The sequence below is a fragment of the Halogeometricum borinquense DSM 11551 genome (genome assembly GCF_000172995.2).
Lineage (GTDB): Archaea > Halobacteriota > Halobacteria > Halobacteriales > Haloferacaceae > Halogeometricum > Halogeometricum borinquense.
Genome location: NC_014736.1, coordinates 15108 through 38362, shown reverse-complemented (window position 1 = coordinate 38362; position 23255 = coordinate 15108). Strand labels below are relative to the sequence as shown.

General features: G+C 57.0%; 17 protein-coding genes and 1 pseudogene. 8 read left to right on the top strand and 10 right to left on the bottom strand.

From position 1 onward, the window contains the following. Window positions 1–69: 69 nt before the first annotated feature. The gene (gene glnA2, locus HBOR_RS17465) at window positions 70–1410 is read right to left on the bottom strand and encodes a gamma-glutamylputrescine synthetase (RefSeq protein WP_006053385.1); all 1341 of its coding nucleotides are present in this window, start codon (window positions 1408–1410) and stop codon (window positions 70–72) included. Between the two features lie 221 nt (window positions 1411–1631). Here glnA2 and HBOR_RS17460 point away from each other — a divergent pair, with 221 nt between their 5' ends. The 6 genes from HBOR_RS17460 to HBOR_RS17430 all read left to right on the top strand — a co-directional run bounded on the left by HBOR_RS17460 (window position 1632) and on the right by HBOR_RS17430 (window position 11468). Further along, window positions 1632–3485, top strand: coding sequence for an IucA/IucC family protein (locus HBOR_RS17460; protein ID WP_006053384.1), 1854 nt, complete (start codon window positions 1632–1634; stop codon window positions 3483–3485). Window positions 3486–3560: 75 nt separating this feature from the next. Continuing rightward, window positions 3561–4001, top strand: coding sequence for a hypothetical protein (locus tag HBOR_RS20420; RefSeq protein WP_013446621.1), 441 nt, complete (start codon window positions 3561–3563; stop codon window positions 3999–4001). 204 nt (window positions 4002–4205) lie between these two features. Further along, window positions 4206–6122: an ABC transporter ATP-binding protein gene (locus tag HBOR_RS17450; protein WP_006053382.1), complete on the top strand. Its 1917-nt coding sequence runs from the start codon at window positions 4206–4208 to the stop codon at window positions 6120–6122. A gap of 84 nt (window positions 6123–6206) precedes the next feature. Then, a complete protein-coding gene (locus tag HBOR_RS17445) occupies window positions 6207–8270 on the top strand; it encodes an IucA/IucC family protein (RefSeq protein WP_006053381.1) in 2064 nt (687 codons plus the stop codon). Between the two features lie 636 nt (window positions 8271–8906). Further along, window positions 8907–9863, top strand: a complete 957-nt coding sequence (locus HBOR_RS17435; protein WP_241432273.1) for a DUF5694 domain-containing protein — start codon at window positions 8907–8909, stop codon at window positions 9861–9863. An 81-nt stretch (window positions 9864–9944) separates the two neighbouring features. After that, complete coding sequence (locus tag HBOR_RS17430; RefSeq protein ID WP_006053378.1) at window positions 9945–11468, top strand: aldehyde dehydrogenase family protein; 1524 nt, start codon at window positions 9945–9947, stop codon at window positions 11466–11468. 173 nt (window positions 11469–11641) lie between these two features. Here the strand turns inward: HBOR_RS17430 and HBOR_RS20615 are convergent, their stop codons facing one another. The 3 genes from HBOR_RS20615 to HBOR_RS17415 all read right to left on the bottom strand — a co-directional run bounded on the left by HBOR_RS20615 (window position 11642) and on the right by HBOR_RS17415 (window position 14669). Next, window positions 11642–12415: a pentapeptide repeat-containing protein gene (locus HBOR_RS20615; protein WP_394295381.1), complete on the bottom strand. Its 774-nt coding sequence runs from the start codon at window positions 12413–12415 to the stop codon at window positions 11642–11644. Between the two features lie 171 nt (window positions 12416–12586). After that, window positions 12587–13402 (bottom strand): hypothetical protein, encoded by an 816-nt coding sequence (locus HBOR_RS17420; protein WP_006053375.1) that lies wholly within the window; start codon window positions 13400–13402, stop codon window positions 12587–12589. 220 nt (window positions 13403–13622) lie between these two features. Further along, complete coding sequence (locus HBOR_RS17415) at window positions 13623–14669, bottom strand: outer membrane protein assembly factor BamB family protein (protein WP_006053374.1); 1047 nt, start codon at window positions 14667–14669, stop codon at window positions 13623–13625. 588 nt (window positions 14670–15257) lie between these two features. On the opposite strand from HBOR_RS17415, the gene HBOR_RS17410 reads away from it, so the two are divergent. Beyond that, window positions 15258–16463: an inorganic phosphate transporter gene (locus HBOR_RS17410; protein ID WP_006053373.1), complete on the top strand. Its 1206-nt coding sequence runs from the start codon at window positions 15258–15260 to the stop codon at window positions 16461–16463. A 3-nt stretch (window positions 16464–16466) separates the two neighbouring features. Here HBOR_RS17410 and HBOR_RS17405 read toward each other — a convergent pair whose 3' ends face one another. From HBOR_RS17405 to HBOR_RS17380, 6 genes and pseudogenes are all read right to left on the bottom strand, one after another. Beyond that, a complete protein-coding gene (locus tag HBOR_RS17405; protein WP_006053372.1) occupies window positions 16467–16898 on the bottom strand; it encodes a universal stress protein in 432 nt (143 codons plus the stop codon). 119 nt (window positions 16899–17017) lie between these two features. After that, window positions 17018–17335, bottom strand: coding sequence for a hypothetical protein (locus HBOR_RS19545; RefSeq protein WP_394295380.1), 318 nt, complete (start codon window positions 17333–17335; stop codon window positions 17018–17020). After that, window positions 17310–17375: pseudogene (locus HBOR_RS20610) on the bottom strand (universal stress protein); the annotation flags it as partial. The pseudogene HBOR_RS20610 and the gene HBOR_RS19545, both read right to left, overlap by 26 nt. A gap of 92 nt (window positions 17376–17467) precedes the next feature. After that, complete coding sequence (locus HBOR_RS20680; RefSeq protein ID WP_013446617.1) at window positions 17468–17827, bottom strand: DUF7344 domain-containing protein; 360 nt, start codon at window positions 17825–17827, stop codon at window positions 17468–17470. A gap of 664 nt (window positions 17828–18491) precedes the next feature. Then, window positions 18492–20162, bottom strand: a complete 1671-nt coding sequence (locus HBOR_RS17385) for a right-handed parallel beta-helix repeat-containing protein (protein WP_006053368.1) — start codon at window positions 20160–20162, stop codon at window positions 18492–18494. Window positions 20163–20165: 3 nt separating this feature from the next. Continuing rightward, window positions 20166–20510: a hypothetical protein gene (locus HBOR_RS17380; protein ID WP_006053367.1), complete on the bottom strand. Its 345-nt coding sequence runs from the start codon at window positions 20508–20510 to the stop codon at window positions 20166–20168. A gap of 326 nt (window positions 20511–20836) precedes the next feature. On the opposite strand from HBOR_RS17380, the gene HBOR_RS17375 reads away from it, so the two are divergent. Continuing rightward, window positions 20837–22939 (top strand): alkaline phosphatase D family protein, encoded by a 2103-nt coding sequence (locus tag HBOR_RS17375; protein WP_013446615.1) that lies wholly within the window; start codon window positions 20837–20839, stop codon window positions 22937–22939. Window positions 22940–23255 lie beyond the last annotated feature (316 nt).

Below are 23255 nucleotides of genomic sequence, written 5' to 3'. Positions count from 1 at the left end.
ATTAGGGGTCACTTCTGGTGCGAAGTACTCTCATTCCCGGTATGAATGCCTGTACGCGGCTGTTCGAACTCAGTAGATGCTTCGGAGTCGATCGCGCTTCCAGGAGTTTGCACTTCGGGTGAACGCCTCCCAGTGACTTCGTTTGACACCTAGATATGCCTTGCATAGATCGGCCCCGAGCGCGTCCCGTAGTGTTGCATCTGATTCGAGCGCATCAAGTGCCTGTCCGAGCGTGCGAGGGAGTCGATTGACACCGCGGTCAGTCCGTTCCTTCTCTGAGAGATTTCCGGGGTCTACGGTGACCGGTTCCGGTGGTTCAAGGTCGCGCTCGACACCGTCTAACCCGGCTGCAAGGAGTCCAAGGAGTGCCACGTACGGGTTCGCAGTGTTATCGGCCGCCCGGAACTCGATCCGCGTCGATCCCTCCGGGTCCCCTGAATCTGGGGCCGGGACGCGAACGAGCGCCTCCCTGTTCTCCCGCCCCCAGCAGACGAACGCGGCCGCACCGATCTGGGGACGCAACCGAGCGTAGGAGTTGACTGTCGGTGCGGTGAGCGCGCAGAGACCGGGTGCGTGTTCAAGGATTCCCGCGATAAACTGCCGGCCGGTCTGACTCAGTTCCTTCTGCTCCGGGTCGTACATGGCGTTGCCGTCGTCCCACAGAGAGACGTGGATGTGGCACCCGTTCGTCGAATTGTCGAACGGCTTCGGGACGAACGTCGATTGGTACCCGTGATCCCGTGCGACGCTGTCAACCGTCTCCCGAAGAAGGACGTACTCATCGACCGCCCGGAGTCCGGATCGGTGTCCGGTGACGATTTCGTGTTTCCCGGCGGCGTACTCCGGGTAGTATTTCTCGACGGAGATGTCTTGAGCCTTAAGTGCGTCAACGATGGCGAGAATCGTCTCGTGGGTTTCGCGTGTACTCGCTGTTGCGTAGGCCCCGCGTTCGTCCACGCGTTGAACCTCTTCGTTCGGCCCCTGTTTGAACAGATGAAATTCGCTCTCGAAGGCGACGTTCGGTGAGAGGCCGGCATCCGCAAGGTCACGTTCGAGCGCTCGCAACGAGGAACGGGCGTCGATGGGCCACGGATCACCGTCGAGCGTCTCGATGTTGCACAGCATCGCTCCGGTTCGCTCGGCGTAGGGTAGCACTTGGAACGTCGTCGGATCGGGCTGGAGCCTAACTTCTCCCGCGGCATCGAACTGGCCGCTCTTGTCTCGCCGCCCGAGCGCATTGTACGTCTGAACCAGTTCCGAAATCGTCACCCCGGTCTGGACCGCTGACTCGACCTTCGAGGAATCGACCGCGTGCGCTCGGACCGCTCCGCTTTGCGTGACGAACAACAGTCGGACGAGGTCAACCTTCCCATCGGTACACCGCTCATCGATTGCGTTGGTACGCGTCATTCGAATCTCCGTATCGCTACGTTTTTAGGCATGCCTAAAAAGTTTCTCGTGGATATCGGAGTTCGCCGCACGACTCTGATCGCTCGTCTCGTCCGATACGGTGTCAGTGCCAAAACACTTTTGTTATTTTAGGCTAGCCTAAAACTGATGGCATATGCCACGACACGGTACGAACGCGTCGGACCGTCCGCATCGTCTCGGTTGTCCGAGGAGGGGATATAATGGAGAATCTTGACCGACTTGACTCGGCACTCTCCGAAGATGTCTGGACGACTGTCAACGGTAACTTGCTTCGGAAGGTCCTCGCGGAGTTCATGTACGAAGACGTGGTGACGCCGGCGGCGACAACGACTGTACCGGCGGGCGACGACGAACCCGGCGAATCGTGGACGCGGTACCACCTTACGCTCACAGACGGTATCGAGTACCGGTTCGAGGCTCAACGGCGACCGCTCGATAGCTACCGAATTCGGGAGGGATCAGTCCATCGGCGCGACGATGGGACCGAATGGCACTCGGCGGGCGACCCGATCCAATTTTTCCTCGACGCACGCGAGTACATCGGCGTCGACCCGACGACCGCGGCCCACCTCGTTCGGGAGTACAACAATACACTCGTCGCTGACGCCCACATTCGCGCCCGAAAAAATCAGTGCGAAGCCGCCTCGATACTCGATTTTCCCTACGCAGAAGTCGAAGGCGAGATGGAGGGCCACCCATGGTACACGTACAATAAGGGTCGGATCGGGTTCGGTTACGACGATTACCTCCAGTACGCGCCCGAGTCGAAAGAGCCACAGCGTCTCTCGTGGGTTGCGGTGAGCCGTGAGCGCGGAACGTTCCAGTCCGTCGAGGGACTTGAGCACACTGCCCTGATCGCCGATGAACTGGGCGAGTACTACGAGCAGTTCCGGGAACAGCTACTCGACCGCGGCCTCGACCCGGCAGCGTACTTGTTCCTGCCCGTTCACGACTGGCAGTGGAACGACAGTATCGTGCAGTTGTTCGCTGGAGATATCGCCACTGACGCCATTGTCCCGCTGGGCAAGGGGCCTGACGAGTATCTCCCCCAGCAGTCAATCCGGACGTTCTCGAATACCACTACTCCCGAGAAGCACCACGTGAAACTCCCCATTCGGGTCCTCAACACCAACGTCTACCGTGGTATCCTAGGCGAGCAAGCCGAAGCCGCGCCGGGGGTGACTGCGTTCATCAAGTCGGTTCGTGACAACGATACCTTCCTCCGCGACGATTGTGAGTTACTCCTCCCCGGGGAGATTGCCAGCATTAACTACGAACACCCACTGTTCTCGCAGTTCGACGACGCTCCCTACCAGTACCACGAACTGCTCGGGTGCGTTTGGCGAGAGAGCGTGCTGTCACTGATCGACGACGACGAGCGCCCTCTCACTCTGGCTGCACTGCTGCACGAGGACTTCGACGGCACACCGATTGCCACGAGACTCGCAGACCGGGCGGGCCTCGAACTTACCGCTTGGATCGACGAGTTCCTCGAGGTGCTTCTCAATCCGCTACTTCACTATCTCTACAAGTACGGGCTCGTGTTCATGCCCCACGGGACAAACGTCGTCCTCATACACGATGACGGTCGTCCGACGCGGATCGCTGTCAAGGACTTCGTGGACGAAGTTGCGATTACAGACCGTGACTTCCCTGAACTGGCGGCCGCACTCCCGGACGAACTCCGAGACGATGACCGGTATAAGCATCATATCCTTCACCAGATTCCGCCAGAATCGCTGTGTCACCGGATGGTCGGAACGCTGTTTGTCGGTGTGTTTCGATACGTCGCCGACTTGCTAGCTCGCCACCACGACTACCCCGAGGAGCGGTTTTGGGGCCAAGTCCGTTCAGCCATGGATGCATACCAGTCTCGATTCCCTGAATTTGAAGACCGGTTCAGTCTGTTCGATCTGTACCAGCCCAGATTCAAAAAGTACTGTCTCAACCGTAATCGCATGGTAAGACACGGCTACGAGGACACCAGCACGCGTCCGGACGTGGCAACCCACGGAAGCGTCTCTAATCCACTCCACAATCTGAATGGGAAATGACTCACAAACCGCCGTCATATTTGATGGCCTGCGAGAACAAGAAGAACTAAATATGTTTAGGCGTGCCTAAAACTCATGGCAAGTGATTATCGAACTACATGTCGTCAGTTCGTTGCGGGGACAAACGCGACACTCACCGCCGGTTTGGCCGGTTGCGCATTCACTGGCGGAGCCGACGGGAGGACCGGTGAAATCCCCGAATCCAGTAGTCAAACACTCACAACCGAATCGACGACGGCCACGACGACCGACGAGATGGCTCCCTCGGCGAGCTACGAGGCCTGCATGGAACCGGTCGGGAGACTGCTTACAGCTGTCAGGGAAGGCAACGTCTATCCCGGTGCGTTTGGTTCGCAGGGGCCGCTGGTAAACCTCCATCAAACCGGATTGGTCGCCCAACGGCTGCATCCCGACAAGTTCGGTGAGTTCGAATCCGAGCGATTCCCGAAAGCAGCCGCTGAGAAACAGCTTTTCGACTGCCAGCGAGAGAAAGAGATCATTCAGGGCCGCCTCTGATCGGACTGATGATGGCTAACATGCTAAGCGACGGATGACGATGGCGAGTGTGACTACTAGCTCTGAGTTCGCACCCTGCGAAACAGACGGGAGCGGCTGGCTAGATAGATTGCCGTTTGTCCCCCGTCACGGCATCTCAGCTATCGGCATCGGAACTGACGGTGTAACCCCGAAAATGCAGCACGAACGAGGTGAGTTGCGCTCGTGAGTTCGGACAAACCGGATCCCAACGAGCGGGAACTCGGCGCTCATCAAGAGCTGGTGACGAGTCCGCTCTTCCGCCTGTTCCGAGAATACGGCCGGCCGGAGGCGAAATGGCTCACACTGGGACTGCTCGCCAGCCTCGGCGCTCACGGCGCAACGCTTGTAACCCCACTCGTACTCGGAACGACTATTGACGCTGTCTTCACCAGCGACCCGAGTCCCTATCGCCTGCCGCTGGTACCGGTGGCGTGGCTCCCCACGAAACAGACGACCCAGTTCTGGCTGTCGGCCGCACTCGTCGCGGCCTCGCTCGTGACGACGGCCTCACTGACGTGGGTCCGAGGCGTAGCGATGAACGTCTTCGCGTACAAAGTGTTGTACGAGATCCGAACGGACGCCTACGAGCGACTCCAGCGCTTGGACATGTCCTTTTTCGACAATACGCAGACCGGGGAGATCATGTCCGTTCTCGATAACGACGCATCCAACTTAGAGCGGTTTCTCGACAACGCTTTGAGCCAGAGCGTCCGTATTTTCGCCATCGTTGTCGGGATTTCAGCTGCACTCTTCCACACGAACACGCAACTTGCCGTGGTAACGCTCGTCGCCGTCCCGTTCCTCGTTGGTTTCACTTGGTGGTTTATGCGTCTCGTCGAGCCTCGATATGCCAGGTTGCGCGCTGAAATCGGGAACCTGAACACACAAATCGAGAACGGAATCAGCGGGATAGAGCTGGTCAAGACGGCGAACACGGCCGCACACGAGAACGAGCGAATGGACGAGGTCTCGCACAATCTGTTCGAGGCCAGAGTGGACGTCTCAAAATTGACCTTCCTCTATCGGCCGGGAATGAAGTTACTGACCGGCGCTTCCCTACTCGCGACGTTCGTTGTCGGCGGCGTCTGGGTGTTCTCCGGACCGCCTCCCGGGTTTTCCGGTGAACTCAGCGTCGGCGACTTCGTCGTGTTCATCTTGTTGGTCCAACAGCTCACTGCGCCTCTCGCACAGCTGTCGAACATCGTGGACTGGTACGAAAACGCGCGAGCCTCGGGCAAACGTATCTGTGGTCTGTTCGACGTTCCGGTCCGTGTCCGCGATGCTTCCGACCCCGTCGCGCTTGACTCTGCCAACGGCCGAATCGAGTACGATGACGTAAACTTCGAGTATGACGACGGCGAACAGGTCCTCAACGGCGTCGATTTTACCGCTCAGCCGGGGGAGACAATCGCGCTAGTTGGGCCGACCGGTGCTGGGAAGTCCACGGTCGCAAAGCTGCTCTTACGGCTCTACGATGCTGATACGGGTGCTGTCCGCGTTGACGGCCACGACGTGCGAGACATCCGCCTCGGAGACCTCCGTGAATCGATCGGCTACGTCAGTCAGGGGACGGTGCTGTTCGACGGAACAGTAGCGGAGAATATCCGGTACGGCCGATTCGAAGTAAGCGATGAGGCGGTCCGAGAAGCCGCGAGAGTCGCTGAGGCCCATGCGTTCATCGAAGAGCTTTCGTCCGGATACGATACCCAGGTCGGCGAGCGCGGTGTGAAACTCTCCGGTGGGCAGCGCCAGCGTATCGCGCTCGCTCGTGCGGTCCTTCAGGACCCAGATATCATCGTACTCGACGAGGCGACAGCAAGCGTTGACACTGAGACTGAGGCACTGATCCAGCGTTCGCTCGAACGAGTTACTGCTGATCGAACCACCGTCGCTATCGCCCACCGACTGTCGACAATAAAGGACGCCGATATCATCCTCGTCCTCGATGACGGACAGATCGTCGAACGCGGGAGTCACGAAGAACTGCTTGCTGAAGATGGCCTCTATGCGAACCTCTGGGGCGTCCAAGCAGGAGAAATCGAATCCCTTCCCGACGACTTCTTCGAACGGGCGTCACAGCCATCGTTGAGCAATGACTGAAGACAAACACCGACACGGAACTGGCCCCTCATATCAACAAATCTATCAGAAACAATTTTTAGGCCAGCCTAAAAACTTGCCCATATGACGAGACGCCTCTGGCGCGACGGCACCGACGAGAGTTCCGCCCTTGACCACGCGGCGCTGACAGATCTCGAACGCGAAGCGCTGCCAGCGGCGTATCACTACGCCGAGCAGTACGACCTTTCGACCCCGCCGGACGAGGAGTACCGGCGTACGTTGGTTCCAGCCCGGCGGTCGGTCCGAGAGCGGGTGCTCGGTGGCTTGGCGCGAGACGCTCCGGCGGGTATCCCTGACCCGGTGACGGTCACCGCCGGGGGCGCTTCGATTGCGGCGACTATCAACGAGGTGCCGGGCGCACGCGATGTAACTTTTATAGACCAACTCCCAGACTCGGACGACGCCGAGTCTCTACTCGTGATTCCGTTTCCCGACGCAGGGGCCTCGGTCGTCGCGCCCGTTCTCGCACACGGGGCATTTGACCGCTTCCAGTTCGGCAGTTGGGCCGTGATCTGTCGGCAGGGACGTGTTGAGCCGCTTGATACTCCCGAAGTGGTTGCAACGCTCCTTGAACAGCAGGGGGCGTTTTCGACAGTCAATGACGCCGAACGCTTCCGTTCGGAGGTCGGTGAAAGCGTCGCCAACCTCGCGCTGGCGTATCTCGGCCGACGGGTCCTGTGGGATACTCTCGACCGAACGCCGCGACCGACGGGGCAGGGGTCACGCCCCGCCGCTGACGCGTCGGCTTTCTTTGATCGGTTAGTGATCGGTGGCCATCCGATTCATCCGGGTGCAAAGCTTCGGCGCAACATGTCACCGACTGAGTCGCTATCGTTTGCTCCTGAGTTTACCGACTCGATCCAACTCCGGTTCGTCGCTGTTCGTAACCCGCATACACTTTCGGTGTCAGCTGACGGAATCTCATTGACCGAACGGCTGTACTCTGTGTTTCCCGGTCTGGCTGCCGCGGTTGACGAGTCACTACCCGCCGGTCACGGACGCGAGGAGTACGCCGTTCTCCCCGTTCACCCCTGGCAGTTCAGACACGTGGTCCCGGACCGATATGCCGACGCCTGTCAAGCGGGACGCGTCGTTCCTATCTCGGAATATTCGCGGTCGGCGACGCCGCTGCTCTCGCTGCGGACGGTCGTCCCCAGTTCTGCTGAAACGTCGCTTGCGACGCCGCCCCATCTCAAACTCGCCATCGGCGTCCAGACGACGAACGCCGTTCGGACGCTGTCGCCAAACGTCGTCGCTGATGGCCCGCAACTCGGCCGAATCGTCAAACAAAAGTGCGAAAACGAGTCCTTCGAGCGCTTCGGAGTCCGCTCCGAACCGGCTGCCGCGTGTTATTATCCACCCGATGGTCCGCATCCCGATGGGGACGGGTACGACGCTGTCCGGCACTTGGGCGCGCTGATTCGTCCCCATCCCGCGACGCATCCGATTGTCGGAGACTCAGAGCAGGCGGTGACGGCTGCGAGCGTTCTCTCCTGTCCGCCGCTGGGGGAGCAATCAGTGCTCGCGGCGCTCTTAGACACCTACGCCGACAACGAAGCAACGATGGACCGGGATGAGACCGTCAAACAGTTCCTCTCGTCGTATCTCGACGCCGTCGTCCCGGGTCCGCTGACGCTCCTCATAAAGCACGGAATTGGGCTGGAGGCCCACCTCCAGAACACAGCCGTCGTGTTCGACAACGGTCAGCCCACGGGTGCACTCGTCAGTGACTTCGGTGATGTCCGACTGCTTGAACCGCGACTCGATGTCTCTTTTGACCCGTACCCAGGGTCTGACGTCTGTACGAGAGATCCCGAAGCGGCCCGAGAAAAGTTGTGGTATGCCTTGTTCCAGAACCATTTGGGAGAACTAGTCGCTCGTCTCACCGCCACGGAGCCCATCTCCGAAACTGATTGCTGGTCGCTGGTCAGACGGTGCTGTGAGAACGTGTTTGACAACTTAGCGGCCGACGGATCAGTCCCTGATGACCGCGTTTCGGCGGACCGCGATTCGCTGTTCGCACCGAAACTGGGACACAAGCCGCTGACTGCCATGCGTATCAGCGGCGATGGCGGTGAACAGCCGCGGACGACAGTTCCCAATCCGTTATTCGAGGTGGAGGACTGACACGCCAAGAATACAAGAGATCAGCGCTCACCGACTTGAATACAGCAACCATGCGAACGTGAGAATGACGGCGTGAGGTATTCCAGCCGAACTGGAATCTGTGTGACTGACTGGAAAATTCAACCATTACAGCGATAGTACTGTGAAATGAAAATCGAGTTTCAATTTGGTCTAACCCCACAGTCATACAGTGACTTCGTCAAGTACGGAGCGGTTGTCCGAAAGACTACTTAGAATTCGCGGTCGTTTGGTCTTTCGGCACTATGCGGTCGTCCACCATTGTTATCTTCCCGTTGGCCTGTTGGTGCCGCACGAGAATGAAGGTGTCACAGTCAGGAACCCACTGGAACTGAAGCACCAGGAGATGCCGGTACAGAGAACGGTTTTGTTGAGCAGCTTCGACGTCTGCTTCCAGTCGGACGTCGGTCGTTCCAACCGCCATCGGGTACTGGCGGTTCTCGTCTGCGGACCTGAGCTGAGCGTCGGAGAATCGCCTCCGACATCGCACAGAATACGCCAGAAACGAATTGCGGACGTTCTATGCATCCGCAAGATACTGGACAGCGATACGCACGCGGTTGCAGGCTCTGCAATCGTGCACCGGTATATAATCTACTTGCAACCTGCCGTCGATATATGGCACCGAACCTAATGGATCGACGGTCATTCGTCGGAGCGACTGCCGCTGCTGCTATCGCTGGTCTTGCTGGCTGTAACGCAGTGCAGGACGACCCCAAGACGCTGGATTATGCTGCTGCTGATCCATGGCCGAGTACAAAGGACGGCCAACGAGAGGTGATGCTGCTCGGGACGAGTCATCTGGCACAAACTCCAGAAGACACACAGAACGCGTATGCGCTCGACGCTGGGAACGTTCTTGGAGAGCAGCGACAGCGTGAGCTTGAGACACTGACCGACCGACTCGCAGCGTGGGACCCGGATAGAATTGCCGTTGAGCATGTGGCATCAGAACAGTCGATTGTCGATAGGGCGTACACGGCATACACCACCGACAACGAGACTATCGATACCGTCTCTGGATGGGACAGAGACAGAAGCGACGAGATAATTCAGGTGGGGTTCCGACTTGCTGACAAACTCGGTCACGACTCTGTCGCCGCCGTTGACTACTATCAGAGGCTGGATGCGCTGCTGACCGAAGAAGAAAAGCAGCAACTATCGGGTTCGCTGCAGTCGCTCTTGATCAAGCCGGACTCGGTTCAGTATCCAATCTCCGATATCGGTGAAACCGTTGAGCAGGAGCAACAGCGACTCAACGAGGGGTCACTACTGGAACACTACAAGAGATTGAATATGCTCAACTCGGAGTCGAGCGTTTGGCAGAATGATCAACAACTCTACGCGACAGCGTTTGAAAACAGTGATCCGGGCGAGTACACGATGGTGAAGCTCATGACTGCGTGGACCCAGCGGAATCTACGTATCGCATCGAACATCTGGAACGTACCCAACGCGGACGACCAGCGGACGCTCGTGATCTATGGCAGCTCACACGTTCCGCAGTTAGGACAGATACTAACCGGATCGCCCATGATGTCCCCTGTAAGTCCGCTCCCGTATCTCGACGGATGAGTAAAACCGATGTCTTCAGACTAGCCAACAAGACCATCTATTGAAAAGTTATTTATGCTAAACAGATAACACTAGCAGTGTATGTCAAGCGACAACACCCAACCAACAGCAGAGCGAAAGTCAGCAATCAAGCAGCGACACGCACAGACTGCGGAAGACGTACTCCCCGAACACCGGGAACTGTACATCGGGGGAGAGTGGGTAAGGAGTGCCTCGGGTGAGACGTTTGAAACACGCGATCCCACAACTGGAGAGACACTGGCTACTCTCCAAGCGGGTGTCGAAGCGGACATCGACAATGCCGTCGAAGCGGCTTGGAAAGGATACAACACGGTCTACAGCGACTACTCGACCGCTGATCGGCAGGCACTGCTCCAAGAGATTGCAGACCGCGTCGAAGCCAATAAAGAAGCGTTCGCACAGTTGGAATCGCTCGACAACGGGAAGCCGATAACCGAGGCCCGTATCGACATCGAGTTGGTTGTCGATCACTTCCGGTACTTCGCGGGACTCGCTCGGTCTCACAAAGGGGAAACAATCGAGACAGACGATAGCCGTAGCGTTCAGACGTACAACGAGCCGTACGGGGTTGTGGGGCAGATCATCCCGTGGAACTTCCCGTTGCTGATGGCCGCGTGGAAACTCGCCCCAGCACTGGCCGCCGGGAACGCAGTCGTTCTCAAGCCCGCCGAAGAAACCCCTCTCTCCGTACTCAAACTGATGGAGGAGGCGGGAGACGTCATCCCCGACGGCGTCGTCAACGTCGTGACTGGATTCGGAACAGAGGCGGGCGCGCCGCTCGCCAGTCACGAGGACATCCGGAAGGTTGCTTTCACCGGGTCAACCGAAGTCGGGAGTGAGGTAATGAAGAGCGCAGCAGAGAATATCACCGACATCACACTCGAACTCGGCGGGAAGAGCCCACTCGTCGTCTTCCCCGATGCGGACCTTGAACAGGCCGTCCGGACGACGATTACGGCGATCTTTTTCAACACCGGTGAGTGCTGTTGTGCGGGATCTCGGTTGTTCGTCCACGAGGATGTCAAAACGGAATTCCTCGACGAACTGGCTGCTGCCGCAGCGGAGTTAGTCGTCGGCGACCCGCTGCTCGAATCGACAGACATCGGTCCGAAAGTGTCCGAAGAGCAGGTCAAAAATACGATGAGCTACATTGAGGAAGCCCGCGATTCGGGTGCATCATTCCTTACAGGGGGCGCGCAGCCGGACGACGAAGCGCTGGCGGACGGCTGTTTCGTCACACCCACGCTCATCGACGAAATCGACCATAACAACCGTGCTGTTCAGGAGGAGATCTTTGGCCCGGTACAAGAGGTGTTCACGTGGAGCGACTACGATGAGATGATCGAACTGGCGAACGACGTCGATTACGGGCTGGCGGCAGGTATCCTGACTCAGGATCTCACAAAGGCACACCAATGCGCAAAAGACATCGAAGCCGGAAATATCTGGGTTAACACCTACAACGACTTCCCGGCAGGACAGCCCTTCGGCGGCTACAAGAAGTCGGGCATCGGACGCGAAACTTCCCAGAAGGCCATCGACCATTACACGCAGACGAAAACAGTCAATTTCTCGCTGCAGTGATGCATTCGGGTGGGGAGCATGATATCCTCACCGGTATTTACGCATAAGCGACTGGCCAGAAGAGAACACAGTATACTCACCTAGAGTACCACGAGAGAGGGACTGTCAAGTCACGATTTTCCAGCGTTTTGATCGGATCAAAAGTATGATTCACAGGCAGAATCTGGTTACTATCACGGATTGTCTCGAGTTGCGAGAATATATCCGATCAACACGGTGAATATTTTCCCACACAGATACTCAATCAGATAGATCACCTGAACGAGGGGCGGCATCGCGGAAAACGCGCTATCGAGTCCAGCCAAAATGAATGTTTTCGCGCTGAACGCGACTGCCTCACCGAACGTTTCCAAGGCTGTTGGGAGAACCGTACGATAGACCAGGGCAAACACAGCAATGAGACCAATCATGAGGAAGGCAGGGCGTGTGACACTGATTCCATAGCCGGTTCCAAATGATGCCAGCCAAGATCCGAGCCAGGAAGTCCAATTCCGAAGTGTTGCCATCCCAAATGGCCGTTCCACACAACTACGGCCTGCCTCTCTGCGGCGTTCTTTCCGTTCTCGGAGTCGGAGACGGCGAGCCTTCCCTCGCAAGCCATTCTCGGCAGCCGCTTCTCGGAGTGCATGGACGCCGCGTGCGGTGCGGTCGTGATCTTCTGCATCTCGACCCCACTGACGGACCCCCCGACCGAAGAGTGCGCGTTGGTGTTCGATGCCGACCCGAGTTCCCGTATTCATCACTGACTTCGCAAAGTTAGCTCCGTCACAAACCGCTGGCAGTACGGTGGCATCTCTCAGGTCAGCACTCGAGACATCCGTCTTCCGGAGGTTCACTCCAGTGAGGTTTGCATCGGAACAGTCAGCCCCAGACAGGTCCACACCTGCGAAATCTGCACTGGTAACCGTAGTGCGTTTGGTCCAGCCCCAGCCAGATCTAGGTGCGATAAAATTCGCTCCCGCAAAGGAGATCTCACACTCGCTGTCGATCTCAATTTCTCGGAAATCAATGTTTTTCTCGGGTATCTCCTCACAGACCGCAATCCCGAATATAGACCATGTCTTGTTGTCCGCGACAAAGCTAATGTTATCAAACGAAACAGATCCGTCGTTATAAAATCAAGCGCCTCGCAGTGTGGTGCCCGCGTTTCCCCTAAATCGACAACTGATAAACGAGACACCGCCGGTCGTATTGAACTCAGCGTCTGTGAACCGTACGTGCGTGTTGAAAGTAGTGCCCGTAAATTCCGTCGTTCCGCTGCCGTGGAATTCGGAGTTCGAAAATGAGACGGTGTCGCCGGTGAAGCTACTACCTCGAAAGGTAACGATATACTCTCCGTTTTGGAAGCGGGTTGCTGCAAAGGAGACGCCACCATCCGTCCGAAACGTGACGCCGTCAAATCGCACTTGCCCGTCGGCAGTGACTGCGGCACCGCCAAATCGGACAGTTCCATCGTTTGTGAATTCTGCGTGGCGAAAGTTCACTGCTTCATACGTCGCACCGCCAACATATGCCTTGTGGTACCTACCAGCAAATTCGGCCCCATTAAAATCAACTGCATATTTATTTCTGACGCCGAGATCTGGAATATGGCTTTCAGAACGATCAATGCAGTCAAACTGTGTGTAGCAAGCACGAATCGGCTGTTGAAAGACGACGTCCTGTGCTGACAGCCCACCTTTGAAAACGGCGTGATCAAATACGATCGGGTAGTCATCATCGGCACCCAGGCGGTGTTCGTCTTGCTCTTTCAGTGCTGCATCGATTTCGAGATAGCCAAACGTGGCACCGATAAATTGCTTCTTTCGTCGTGCCACGGCATCCGATTCAACATCGCTTTGCTGTATTGTAGTTACGAACGCCCTGGATTCAACTCCGTCCTTGATTTTTTCTGGGTGGGTATGGAAAAGGCAGTACTCCGGTTCACTGTTCATCTCGGCAGTCAGTTGGGACTGTTTGGCGACTGGATGCGGACAGTCCCACGTCGAAGCCGACCGATTCCATTCGGAACGACTCTCCCCATGCCAGGTCTCCGGTTCCGTTTTTGTCGCTGTGTATGCGCATGTCTTTGTGCTGTCGTTCGTTGACATAGCTTGTTAGGTGTCGGTTTGTTGCTACCCTATTCGACCACTGTCGGAGGGGAAGTGGGAGATCTCACGTTGCACCGTGTGCGATCACAGCACCACCTGCGGACATGAAAATCGCTTCAGGAGTCACAACTGCACGTCCACTGACCGCCGGATGCGTCGTCCACTGTTTTTCACCAGTTACACTGGAGAGCGCTGTCAGATGGTTGCTCCCCCGAATGAGTACCGTATCGCCGGCCACTGTCGGCATCCCGACTTGTGTCCCCGACGGTTCATACTCCCAGGCTTTCTCCCCCGTCCAGTCGATTGCGTAGAGCGCATTCCGGGTAGACACGTACACGTGCCGGTCATCGACTGCAATTGGTCTGACAGCGTCTCCGGGAGCGTTGAACGACCACCGACACGTGCCATCGGCGTCGAACGCGATGACGAGGTGGTGACTTTGTACAATGATGCCGTTCGTGTGTACGACTGGACCGCCAGTCACAGCAGGCGTTGGTTTCGTCCACCGTGTTTCGCCGGTTGTGGCGTCGAGAGCGACTATACCAGTGGTGCCCGATTGCGAGCCAAGATAGAGCGTCTCATTATTGACGGCGACCGGTTCTGTGAACGTTCGCCCAGATTCACTCGCGTCTACGAGACGAGACCACAGTACGGACCCGTTGGACACCGACAGCGCGTGGACACGCCCGCGCCAGTCCGGGATGTAGACGATACCATTGTTGACTGTCGGAGGAGCTGTGAGTCTCGCGTTAACATCAACGAGCCACTCCTCGTCACCGTCCCGCTTCTGGAAGCAAACGATGCGGCCCTGTTCAAGCGACCGCCGTGCTGTAACGATAATCTGGTTCCCACTTACGGCGGGCGGTGCGTTCGGTTCCGACCGAAGCGGGACCTGCCAGCGCTCGGCGCCAGTCGCCGCGCTCAGTGCGTGGATTCGGTACCGGTGGCGCGCCGTGTCGGAGACAGCGTTGCTCGGGACGTATAAACGGCCATCAACGAGTGCGGGCGTTTGGGTGGCTCGAACCTGCTCTAGTTCGGTTGTCCAAACAGTCTCGGGATCGGTTGGCCCCGCAGCGACCTGTCGAGTATGCCCGGCGTTTCGACCGACCATCGGCCACGCTCCCGTGACATCCCCAAGACCTTCGGATGGAGAAGACTGTGAAAGACAGCCGGCAAGGGAAACACTCGCAGATCCAACTGCTGTGAGGACCTGGCGACGCGTATGGGCGGGCATAGCGACTGATTCTTATGTGCATACGTAAATCTCCGGGGTCGCTATTCGCCACGCTATCGCTCCACAGTTGGAGACGAGTTTCACTCAGATTTGATTTTCTACGGTCAATAGTATGTACTCGCAACTACGAACCTCCGAAAGTTGCCAAAGGGAAGTGAGTTGCCGACGCTAGCTGTCGAGTGACATCAACCCAATAGATAGGTGACCCGGAGAGTTCTCGCAGAAGGTACTTACCAGATAAAGGCGCTGGCCCGAAACGCTCGGCTTTACGCAGAGTCAGCTACTCGAAACACGACCACTACGAACTGTGCGAGTACTTTTCCCCGCACAATGTGTTATGTGAACGATGGTCTATATCTCCGGGACCGAACTAATTGCGATCGGGAGTCGGAACGGCCCTCGGAAGCGAACATCCAACCGACAGCGTGCGCGGACGTTTCACAGTCTCGTAAGACGGCTCCGTCGATGACCGGAAGTGTGTTCTGGATCTTGGTCCTGCTCGCGACGATCACTAGTCTTGGTACGGCGTGGGCGCTTGGGGCCAACAGTAACTCGCCCCCGTTCGCACCGGCAATCGGCGCGAACGCGATCTCGACGATGCGAGCCGCGTTTCTCATCGGCATCCTCGCTGCACTGGGTGCGCTCGCACAGGGTGGCAGCATCTCTGAGACGGTGGGCGCAGGACTCATCGACGGCGTCGCTATAACCTCGCTGGCAGCGACCGCAGGACTCCTGACTGCGACGGCGTTCATGGCTTTCGGCGTGTACACCGGCTATCCGGTTCCGGCGGCATTTGCGACAACAGGTGCGATGGTCGGGGTAGGGTTGTCGCTCGGCGGCACGCCGGCGTTAGCCACCTACCGTCGCATTGCGATATTCTGGATGCTGGTTCCCCCGGTCTCCGGATCGTTGGCGTATCTCACCGCCACGTTGCTACGACGGGACGACATTCCCGAGACGGTGGGAGTGCCACTGCTGGCTGGCATCGTCGGGAGTATCGTCGCGAACGTTCGACTGAGTGTCATTCCCGCTCCGGGAGGAGCCAAGCAGAACTCTCTCGCTGGATTCGTTTCAGGTGTCATGCCGGCTCCCTCAATCGCCGGTGTTGACCCCATAGTTGTTATTGTGACTGTTCTGGTCGGAGCCGGTAGCTTCCAGTATATCCGTCGTCGGACTATCGCCTCCGTCGATAAAGGAGTCAAGACGTTCTTGGTCGTGCTCGGAAGCGTCGTTGCCTTCTCTAGCGGCGGGAGTCAGGTCGGGTTAGCCACAGGGCCTCTCGAAAACCTCTACGGGACCGAACTCGGGCTACCGGGAATCGTCCTCTCGGCGCTCGGATCAATCGGCATCCTTGGCGGCGCGTGGATGGGTGCCCCACGGCTGCTCCAGGCAACGTCCCGAGAATACGCCCAACTCGGTATTCGTCGCTCTATCGCAGCGCTCGTCCCGGGATTTATTATCGCACAACTCGCCATCGAACTCGGCATCCCCATCTCGTTCAATAATATCATCATCTCGGGGGTTATTGGAGGCGGACTCGCAGGGGGGTCGGCAGGTGTCTCTCGGAGAAAAATCGGAGTCACACTAGCGTTCTGGCTCTTCACACTCGTCACATCAGTCGCCATCGGATTTGGGATCTACCGGGTGTTCGCATCACTTCTCGGCGTGTAATCATCACCGAACGACGGTCACTGTCACCGGCGCCTCGCTGACGACCGTCGTGGCGACTGTCCCGAGAAGGCGACTGACGAGTTCACTCTGCGACCCGCCGTGACCGCCCATGATTATGTGGTCGACATCGTGGTCATCGACGTACTCGAGGATGGTTTCGGCGGGTTCACCCATCTCAACGGCCGTATCGAGGTTTCGGCCAGACTCGGCGGCTCGTCGTCGCGCGGTCTCGATGAGTTCGTTCGCGCGCTCGTGTGCGGCTTCGCGTCGGGACTCGTCGTTGCCGACGATTCCTCCCTCACTCATCGAACTGTCGAGGGGGGTCACGACGTTTAATACTGTCACCGGGCAGTCGAACGTGTCGATAGCGTGGGCCAGCGCCTCATCTGCCAGCGGCGATCCGTCCAGCGGAACGAGTACGTGGGAGGGAGGCATACGTTCTCTCCGTGGGCGGGGCACAAATATACCACGCCGGGTGTCCGGAGGCGACGACATCAGTAATAAGTTGTTTTGGTCACAAAACGAACGTCGTAGTTCTATCAGTACGAATACCCTCACGAATACTCGTGTCGGATGGATCCGCCGATTGCCATCGCAGCGAAAAACAGCACGAGATCCTTCAGTAAGTACTGTCCTTCTGGGGTAGGGATCAGTGGGAACTCGATGAAGGTCACGTCGGGAAGGAGTACGAACGCCAAGACCGTTCCTGGTATCCGGAGCAGGAGCAAGAAGAGAGCGACCCGGACAAACGGCTTATAGAGCATTGCGACACCGATAGCTACTTCCCACCATCCGAGCAACGCACAGCACGTGAACAGTCGCCCCGTACCGAGATGCCAGGTCCGTGGCGTACTCGGTTGCCATCTCGGCACACGTGCTTCCATCAGTCGGAACGAGTATGTTGTCGAACATCAGTGAAACAATGTCTGCAAACTCAATCAATCATTGGACGCCGTCAGGGACGGGACTCGGAATACGACGCTCAGGTATCCCGGCTAGTTTCGTCAGGAACGGACAGTATCGTCAGATCCGTCTGTATCCTGCTCATCAACGATTCGGAGGTCGGCTACTGCATCAGCACCGTATCCTGGCAGCGAAACGAGATCGCGTTCCTGGTCGTACACGATGACGTTGGCACGCTTTAGTTTCGGGAGATGCGTGTGATACAGTTCCATATAGATGTCCTTCACGTCCTCGGCAGGTATTTCACTAAGTGGACAGGCACGAGCCCAAACTGCCAATTCGTCCGCAATATCGGCTACCGAGAGGGTTATATGGCGGTCAAGGCAGATCAGCAGTCGGCGGCGGTAAGGGTGGGCATGAAGTTCGGAACGGCTCGTCACTGTATCAAAGTCGTTGGACATGGAATGGTAGGACCTGTGGATTCGTCGTCGGTTGCGTCTGTATCTTGGCTCACGCCCCATCTCACTGTTGACGAGATGGTCGTCACCCACCTTGTCGGTGTGCGCTGTCTTGGGAGCAAGCCCAGCACCTCATTTGTCGGCCGTCTGTTCGAACGGGCGCCATAATTCGGACGTGGTCGTCGCCAGCCGCCTCGTCCCAGTCACGAACTGGTTGGTCAGTTCCCTCAACAGACGTGAGGATTTTCGTGGGATACGATAGGATATCTCGCCGTCGTTGATTTCTGAGCGGGTCGAATACGACACCAGTAGAGCGTTCCGTGTGAACTGCATTATTCTCAAACTGGTGTGTCTGTGACGCCTTCATCAGATTATACATCCCCTCAGACCGTCGAAAGTTAGGGAGCTAGTCTACTAGTGAACGCAAGCTGTGTGGAAACTTCTGAGACCAACAATTCCCCACAGACGAAAGGAGTTCGTGGCTGTTGCCAGGAACGGGATATTGTTCGGTCTTTTCGGCATCGTCGGCTGATAGTTGTACGTACGTGACCGTCCTTGGGAACGGTTTCGGTGACGTACTCTTTCTCGGAGTCAGTCTTGGCGGCGGCTTCGTTGGCATGCTAATCTTCGGCTATCTGTTCGCACGCCACAATAGCGCTCGTGGAAGTTAGATGGAGGTCGTTCCGTCAACGAGAGACGTCCACTTCTTCTCATAAACGTCGTAAAACGCAGGCCCAGACGGCATTTCGCCCGACCCATCGTGATACGCCTTATTTCCTTCGTACTCCGTTAGAGACCGCACATCGACGACTTCAGACGGGTAGTTACCCCGAACAACACTGTACCAATCACTTTCAGAGATTCCGTACGCAACTTCAGTTTGATTCATCACCGTGTTATCACGCAGATGTACTGACGAGTAACTGCCAGCCCCATCCCAAATGCTAATACCCCTCTGATGTTGTGGCTCCCCAACCGAGTCAATCTCGTTACCCCGGATAACGAGCGCGCTGATGCTCGCGTTGTCGGCATAGGTTCTGATGCCATCAAACGACGAGTCTGCCTGGTTGTTGTCTATAATATCATTATCTCGGATTCGGACTCGAGAGAGTGTAACCGAAGATGTAACGTGGAGACCCTGCTTTTGTGATCCTTCGAATGTATTGCTGTCGATGCGCGGGTCGTCAGTGTTCGAGACTCGGCACGCCGCTTGTCCCGCCCCGAACACGTCATTATCTTTGATTCGCGGCGAAGCCACTGCGGCACTCACGCGCTCTTGTGTCAGATTAGACACGGCAATCCCAGAGTTACCTGAATCCCTGACAGTGTTATTCGTAACTTGTGGTCGGATACAGTCGGCCGCAGAACGCTCAGTAACAGTCACATGAATCCCGTCCTTCGCAGACTTCACAACGGTATTGCCTGCAATTTCGAGGCCTTTGGCCGCGGTCTCAGAGCGGATTCCGTGGCCCCCCGAATCAACGATCCGGTTCGATACGATTGTCGCGTCTGTCGCCCATGCGCTCTTCTGTCCGATACTAATTCCGCCAGTGACGGGATTATCGATGACGTTGTCTGTGATCTCAACCGTTGATATGTTCCCCTTCTCGGTAGTCGCCGTACCGACTTTGATAGCGAAGCCTTCCTGACAATTTTCACATAAATTGTCGTTCACACTAGTGTTTGAGCCCCGAATATGGATATCCCGTTTCTCATTATTGCGGAAGAGACAATCCGAGACACTCACACCGTCGCCAACTGTTTCGACGCCATCCCCCGTTGAGTTGACTGACCAGACGTTATGCAAGGTACTGTTCGCGCCCAGTTGGACGAAATTACCTCCGTCAGAACTGCCGGAGAGTTTTCCCTGTGTCGAACGCCGACCGTCAACCCGTAAATCATGGATATCAGCGTTTTCTCCACCATGGAAGATGACAACTCCAGCATCAACTCCCTCAGCGACTCCATCTTTTGCTTTAATATGCGATGCGTATCCGACACCGCAGATCTCTAGATTCGGTTTGTCTGTTAAGTCGAACGTTTTCTCCGGACCCGAGTTTTCGCAGACAACGTACGTTCCGGCTGGGAAAAATAGACGACCGCCACCCTCTTCTTTGAGATACGATAGTGCATCTCGGATGGCCTGTGTGTCGTTCGTCGAGCCATCTCCTTTGGCACCCCACGCTTTGACGTTGACGACGGGGTCTTGTTTCGTGTGAGATACCTCTGTAGTGACCGAGTCGTGTTCTGTCTCTCCAAAGCGTATCGGTATCTTATTTCCGTTGCTATCGTATCCGACAATCTTCCCGTCTTCGTTCTTGAGTTCAATATCTACCATGAGTTATATCTCCGTAAGACCGAGGCCCGCTCCTGATTCGATGATGAGCTGGCCGCCATCGTGCCATTCGATTCCGTCGTACCATGCTGCATCGCTGGCTGTCTGCGTCTCATCCCGACCAACCTCTAAAACAGGCTGTGTAGATGGTGTCGTACTCGACGGCGTCTGTTCCGTCGATCCGGATGGCGCAGACGTGACCGCCGTGGGAGAACTCTCAGTGACGACGAGTGTGCCCTCTGCGGAGGTTGATGGACTACGTACGTCTGCCTGCTGGCCACCGTCGTTGCATCCTGCGAGCGCGACTACGCTGGCGGCGATAAACGCTCGCCGTGTGAGGGAGGGAGGCATTCTGACAGTTAGAAATCAGTTTTTACAGACATAAAACCCTCCATTCCACTACTTGAGAACAGAGTTGAGGACTAGTGTATCCAATCGTGACCAGATGCTCTGATTGTTATCCCACTGTGTCTGCAACTATCATCGCTAACTGTCGTTGCACCCCCGCGGAGATGTAGACACGTAGCCGTGAGACTACACGACCCGTTTTGGGATCACTCCCAATGTGTCTGCTTCTCAGTGAACTGGAATGGCGGTAACGTATCGGAAAATGTAATCATATTGTTAAATTATTAAAATACACAACTCTTGCGGCGACCTTCTGTATCGAGGCCACAATGGCTGAGGACCCTAGCATCGACAGAGACGGATCGGACCATAATCGCCGTACCTTTCTCCAAGCCGTTGGCTCATCAACAGTTGCAGCCGCCGGCTTATCCGGCACGGTGAGTGCTGAATCGGATGGTAATGAAGCAAGTAGCGAACAGTCAGACGACGATGAGTCGAATGGAGAGACGCCGAACAACACGCAAACCATCCCGCTCACCCACGGCGTCGCGTCGGGTGACGTTACCGCGACGACTGCTGTCGTGTGGGCACGAACAGCCGACACGGCGACACTACAAGTGCAGTACAGTACTGACGACGAGTTCGACTCGACCCAACGACAAACCACAACGGTTGCCGACTCGACAGATTACACCGGACACGTTCGACTAACAGAACTTCAGCCGGCGACTCGGTACTATTACCGCGTCTGGGCGACAGCCGGAACGAGCGACGAGAGTAATGAAGCAGTAACGTCCGACGGCGACACGGCCTCTGTGCCGGATTCGACAGTCGAGGGAACCTTCGTCACCCCACCCAAAGCAACCGACGACGGGGCAGTCACGTTCGCTTGGAGCGGTGATACGTGGGGGTATGGACCCATTCCCGTAGACCCACCCTTCGAGGGCCTCCAAACGATTGCCGAGCGACAACCAGACTTCTTCCTCTATCACGGTGACACCATCTATGCGGACGCCAAGACGCCGGCTGGTCGGGTTACCTCGGACACATCACTTGCGGATGCGCTCGACATCTACCGGGGAAAGTACAAGGAGATGCGTGTCCCGCCTGAGTCAGTCGCCGAGCAAACGTATCTTCGCTCCCTGCTTGCAGCAACCTCGGTCGTCAGCATTTGGGACGATCACGAGGTCCAGAACAACTTTGCGGGCTCTATCGAACCGCTGATGCCGTCCGGTCGGCAGGCCTTCATAGAGTACTGGCCGATCGACCAAAGCCAGCAGGTGACCGGGACGGAAGCCAGTCGATTGTACCGCTCGTTCCGCTGGGGAGCCCATCTCGAACTGTTCGTTCTGGACACGCGGCAGTACCGCGATCCCAATCTCGAACTGAAACAGAAAACGTTACTCGGTCGTGAGCAACTGGAATGGTTGAAGAGCTCTCTGTCGGCGTCCGACGCGACATGGAAGGTGATCGCCTCCCCAGCACCCCTTGGCCAGCCCTCCGATACGTGGGCAACACCGACAGAGCGGACCGGATACGAAGCAGAACTGGTGGAACTGATCTCGTATATCAATACCGAGGAGATTGCCAACGTCGTCAGCGTCGCTGGCGACGTGCATTACTCGCAGGTCAGTGGGTTCGATCCCAATGACGACGGCGAGTTTGAATTCTACGAGGCTGTCGCCGGCCCACTTGGTGCGTACCCGAGTACGCCGGAAGAACTCTATTCGCCACTCAATCCGACAGCATTCTTTTCGAAAGGCGGATACTTCAACTTCGGGACGGTCAGCGTTGACGAGTCGGGAGACACCCTTACGATTGGCATCTACGACGAAAGCGGCGACGAACAGTTCACAAAGACGATCAAGGCGACACCGGCCTCCGACGGCGACGTTCCCGAACGCATCGAGAGTACTTTCGACGACGACGCGGAGGGCTGGCTAATCGCTCAAAATGGGAGCTCCAACACTCCCGAATACTACTCCGAGGACGGAAATCCCAGTGGACATATTGGTGATAGCGAGGACAAGGGCGGGGTTACCTGGTACTATCAAGCCCCGTTCAAATTCCTCGGTCCCCGAGACGCATTCTATGGGGGCACGCTCGCTTTCGATCTGCGCCAAGAAGAGACGGACCAGCAGTTCGATGCTGCCCTTCCGGTAGGAGGAGACATCGTTCTCAGCGGTTCGGGGATGACACTCGTCTACGAATTCCGTGGCGACAACTCCAAGCCCGAAACCGACTGGACGTCGTTCGAAGTGTCGCTTTCGGCGGACGACGACTGGATCAATATCGACTCACAAGACCCGTTCGCCACCGAAGATGAGTTCCGTGCGGTGCTTTCGGACCTCACACAGTTCCGTATCCGAGGTGAGTATCGCACTGGACTCGATCAGAGCCGACTCGACAACGTCGTTCTCACACGCGAGTGATATTGTCTCGTTTACGTTTCTGATCAAGGCGTCGATGAGTTCTGGTGAGAGATCTGGCATCGACCACGCAAACACGGACTCGTGATCGTGGCAGTTGCCGCTAGTATGATGGTAATCTGCCATATCCTGTCGTGAGTTCGTCGCTGGGCAGTCGCCGGATCCCTCTACAGCGGCGACGGCGGGTGACGGCGTCGAAGGACGCGCATCGGGGCGTCGTGCGTGTCCGTGCTCCTCGATACGCGTGGTCAGTTCCGGGATACACTGAGAGCGTTTCTCAACGATGTCTAGAGCGCGGTTCCTGATCGTTCGGGTGCGA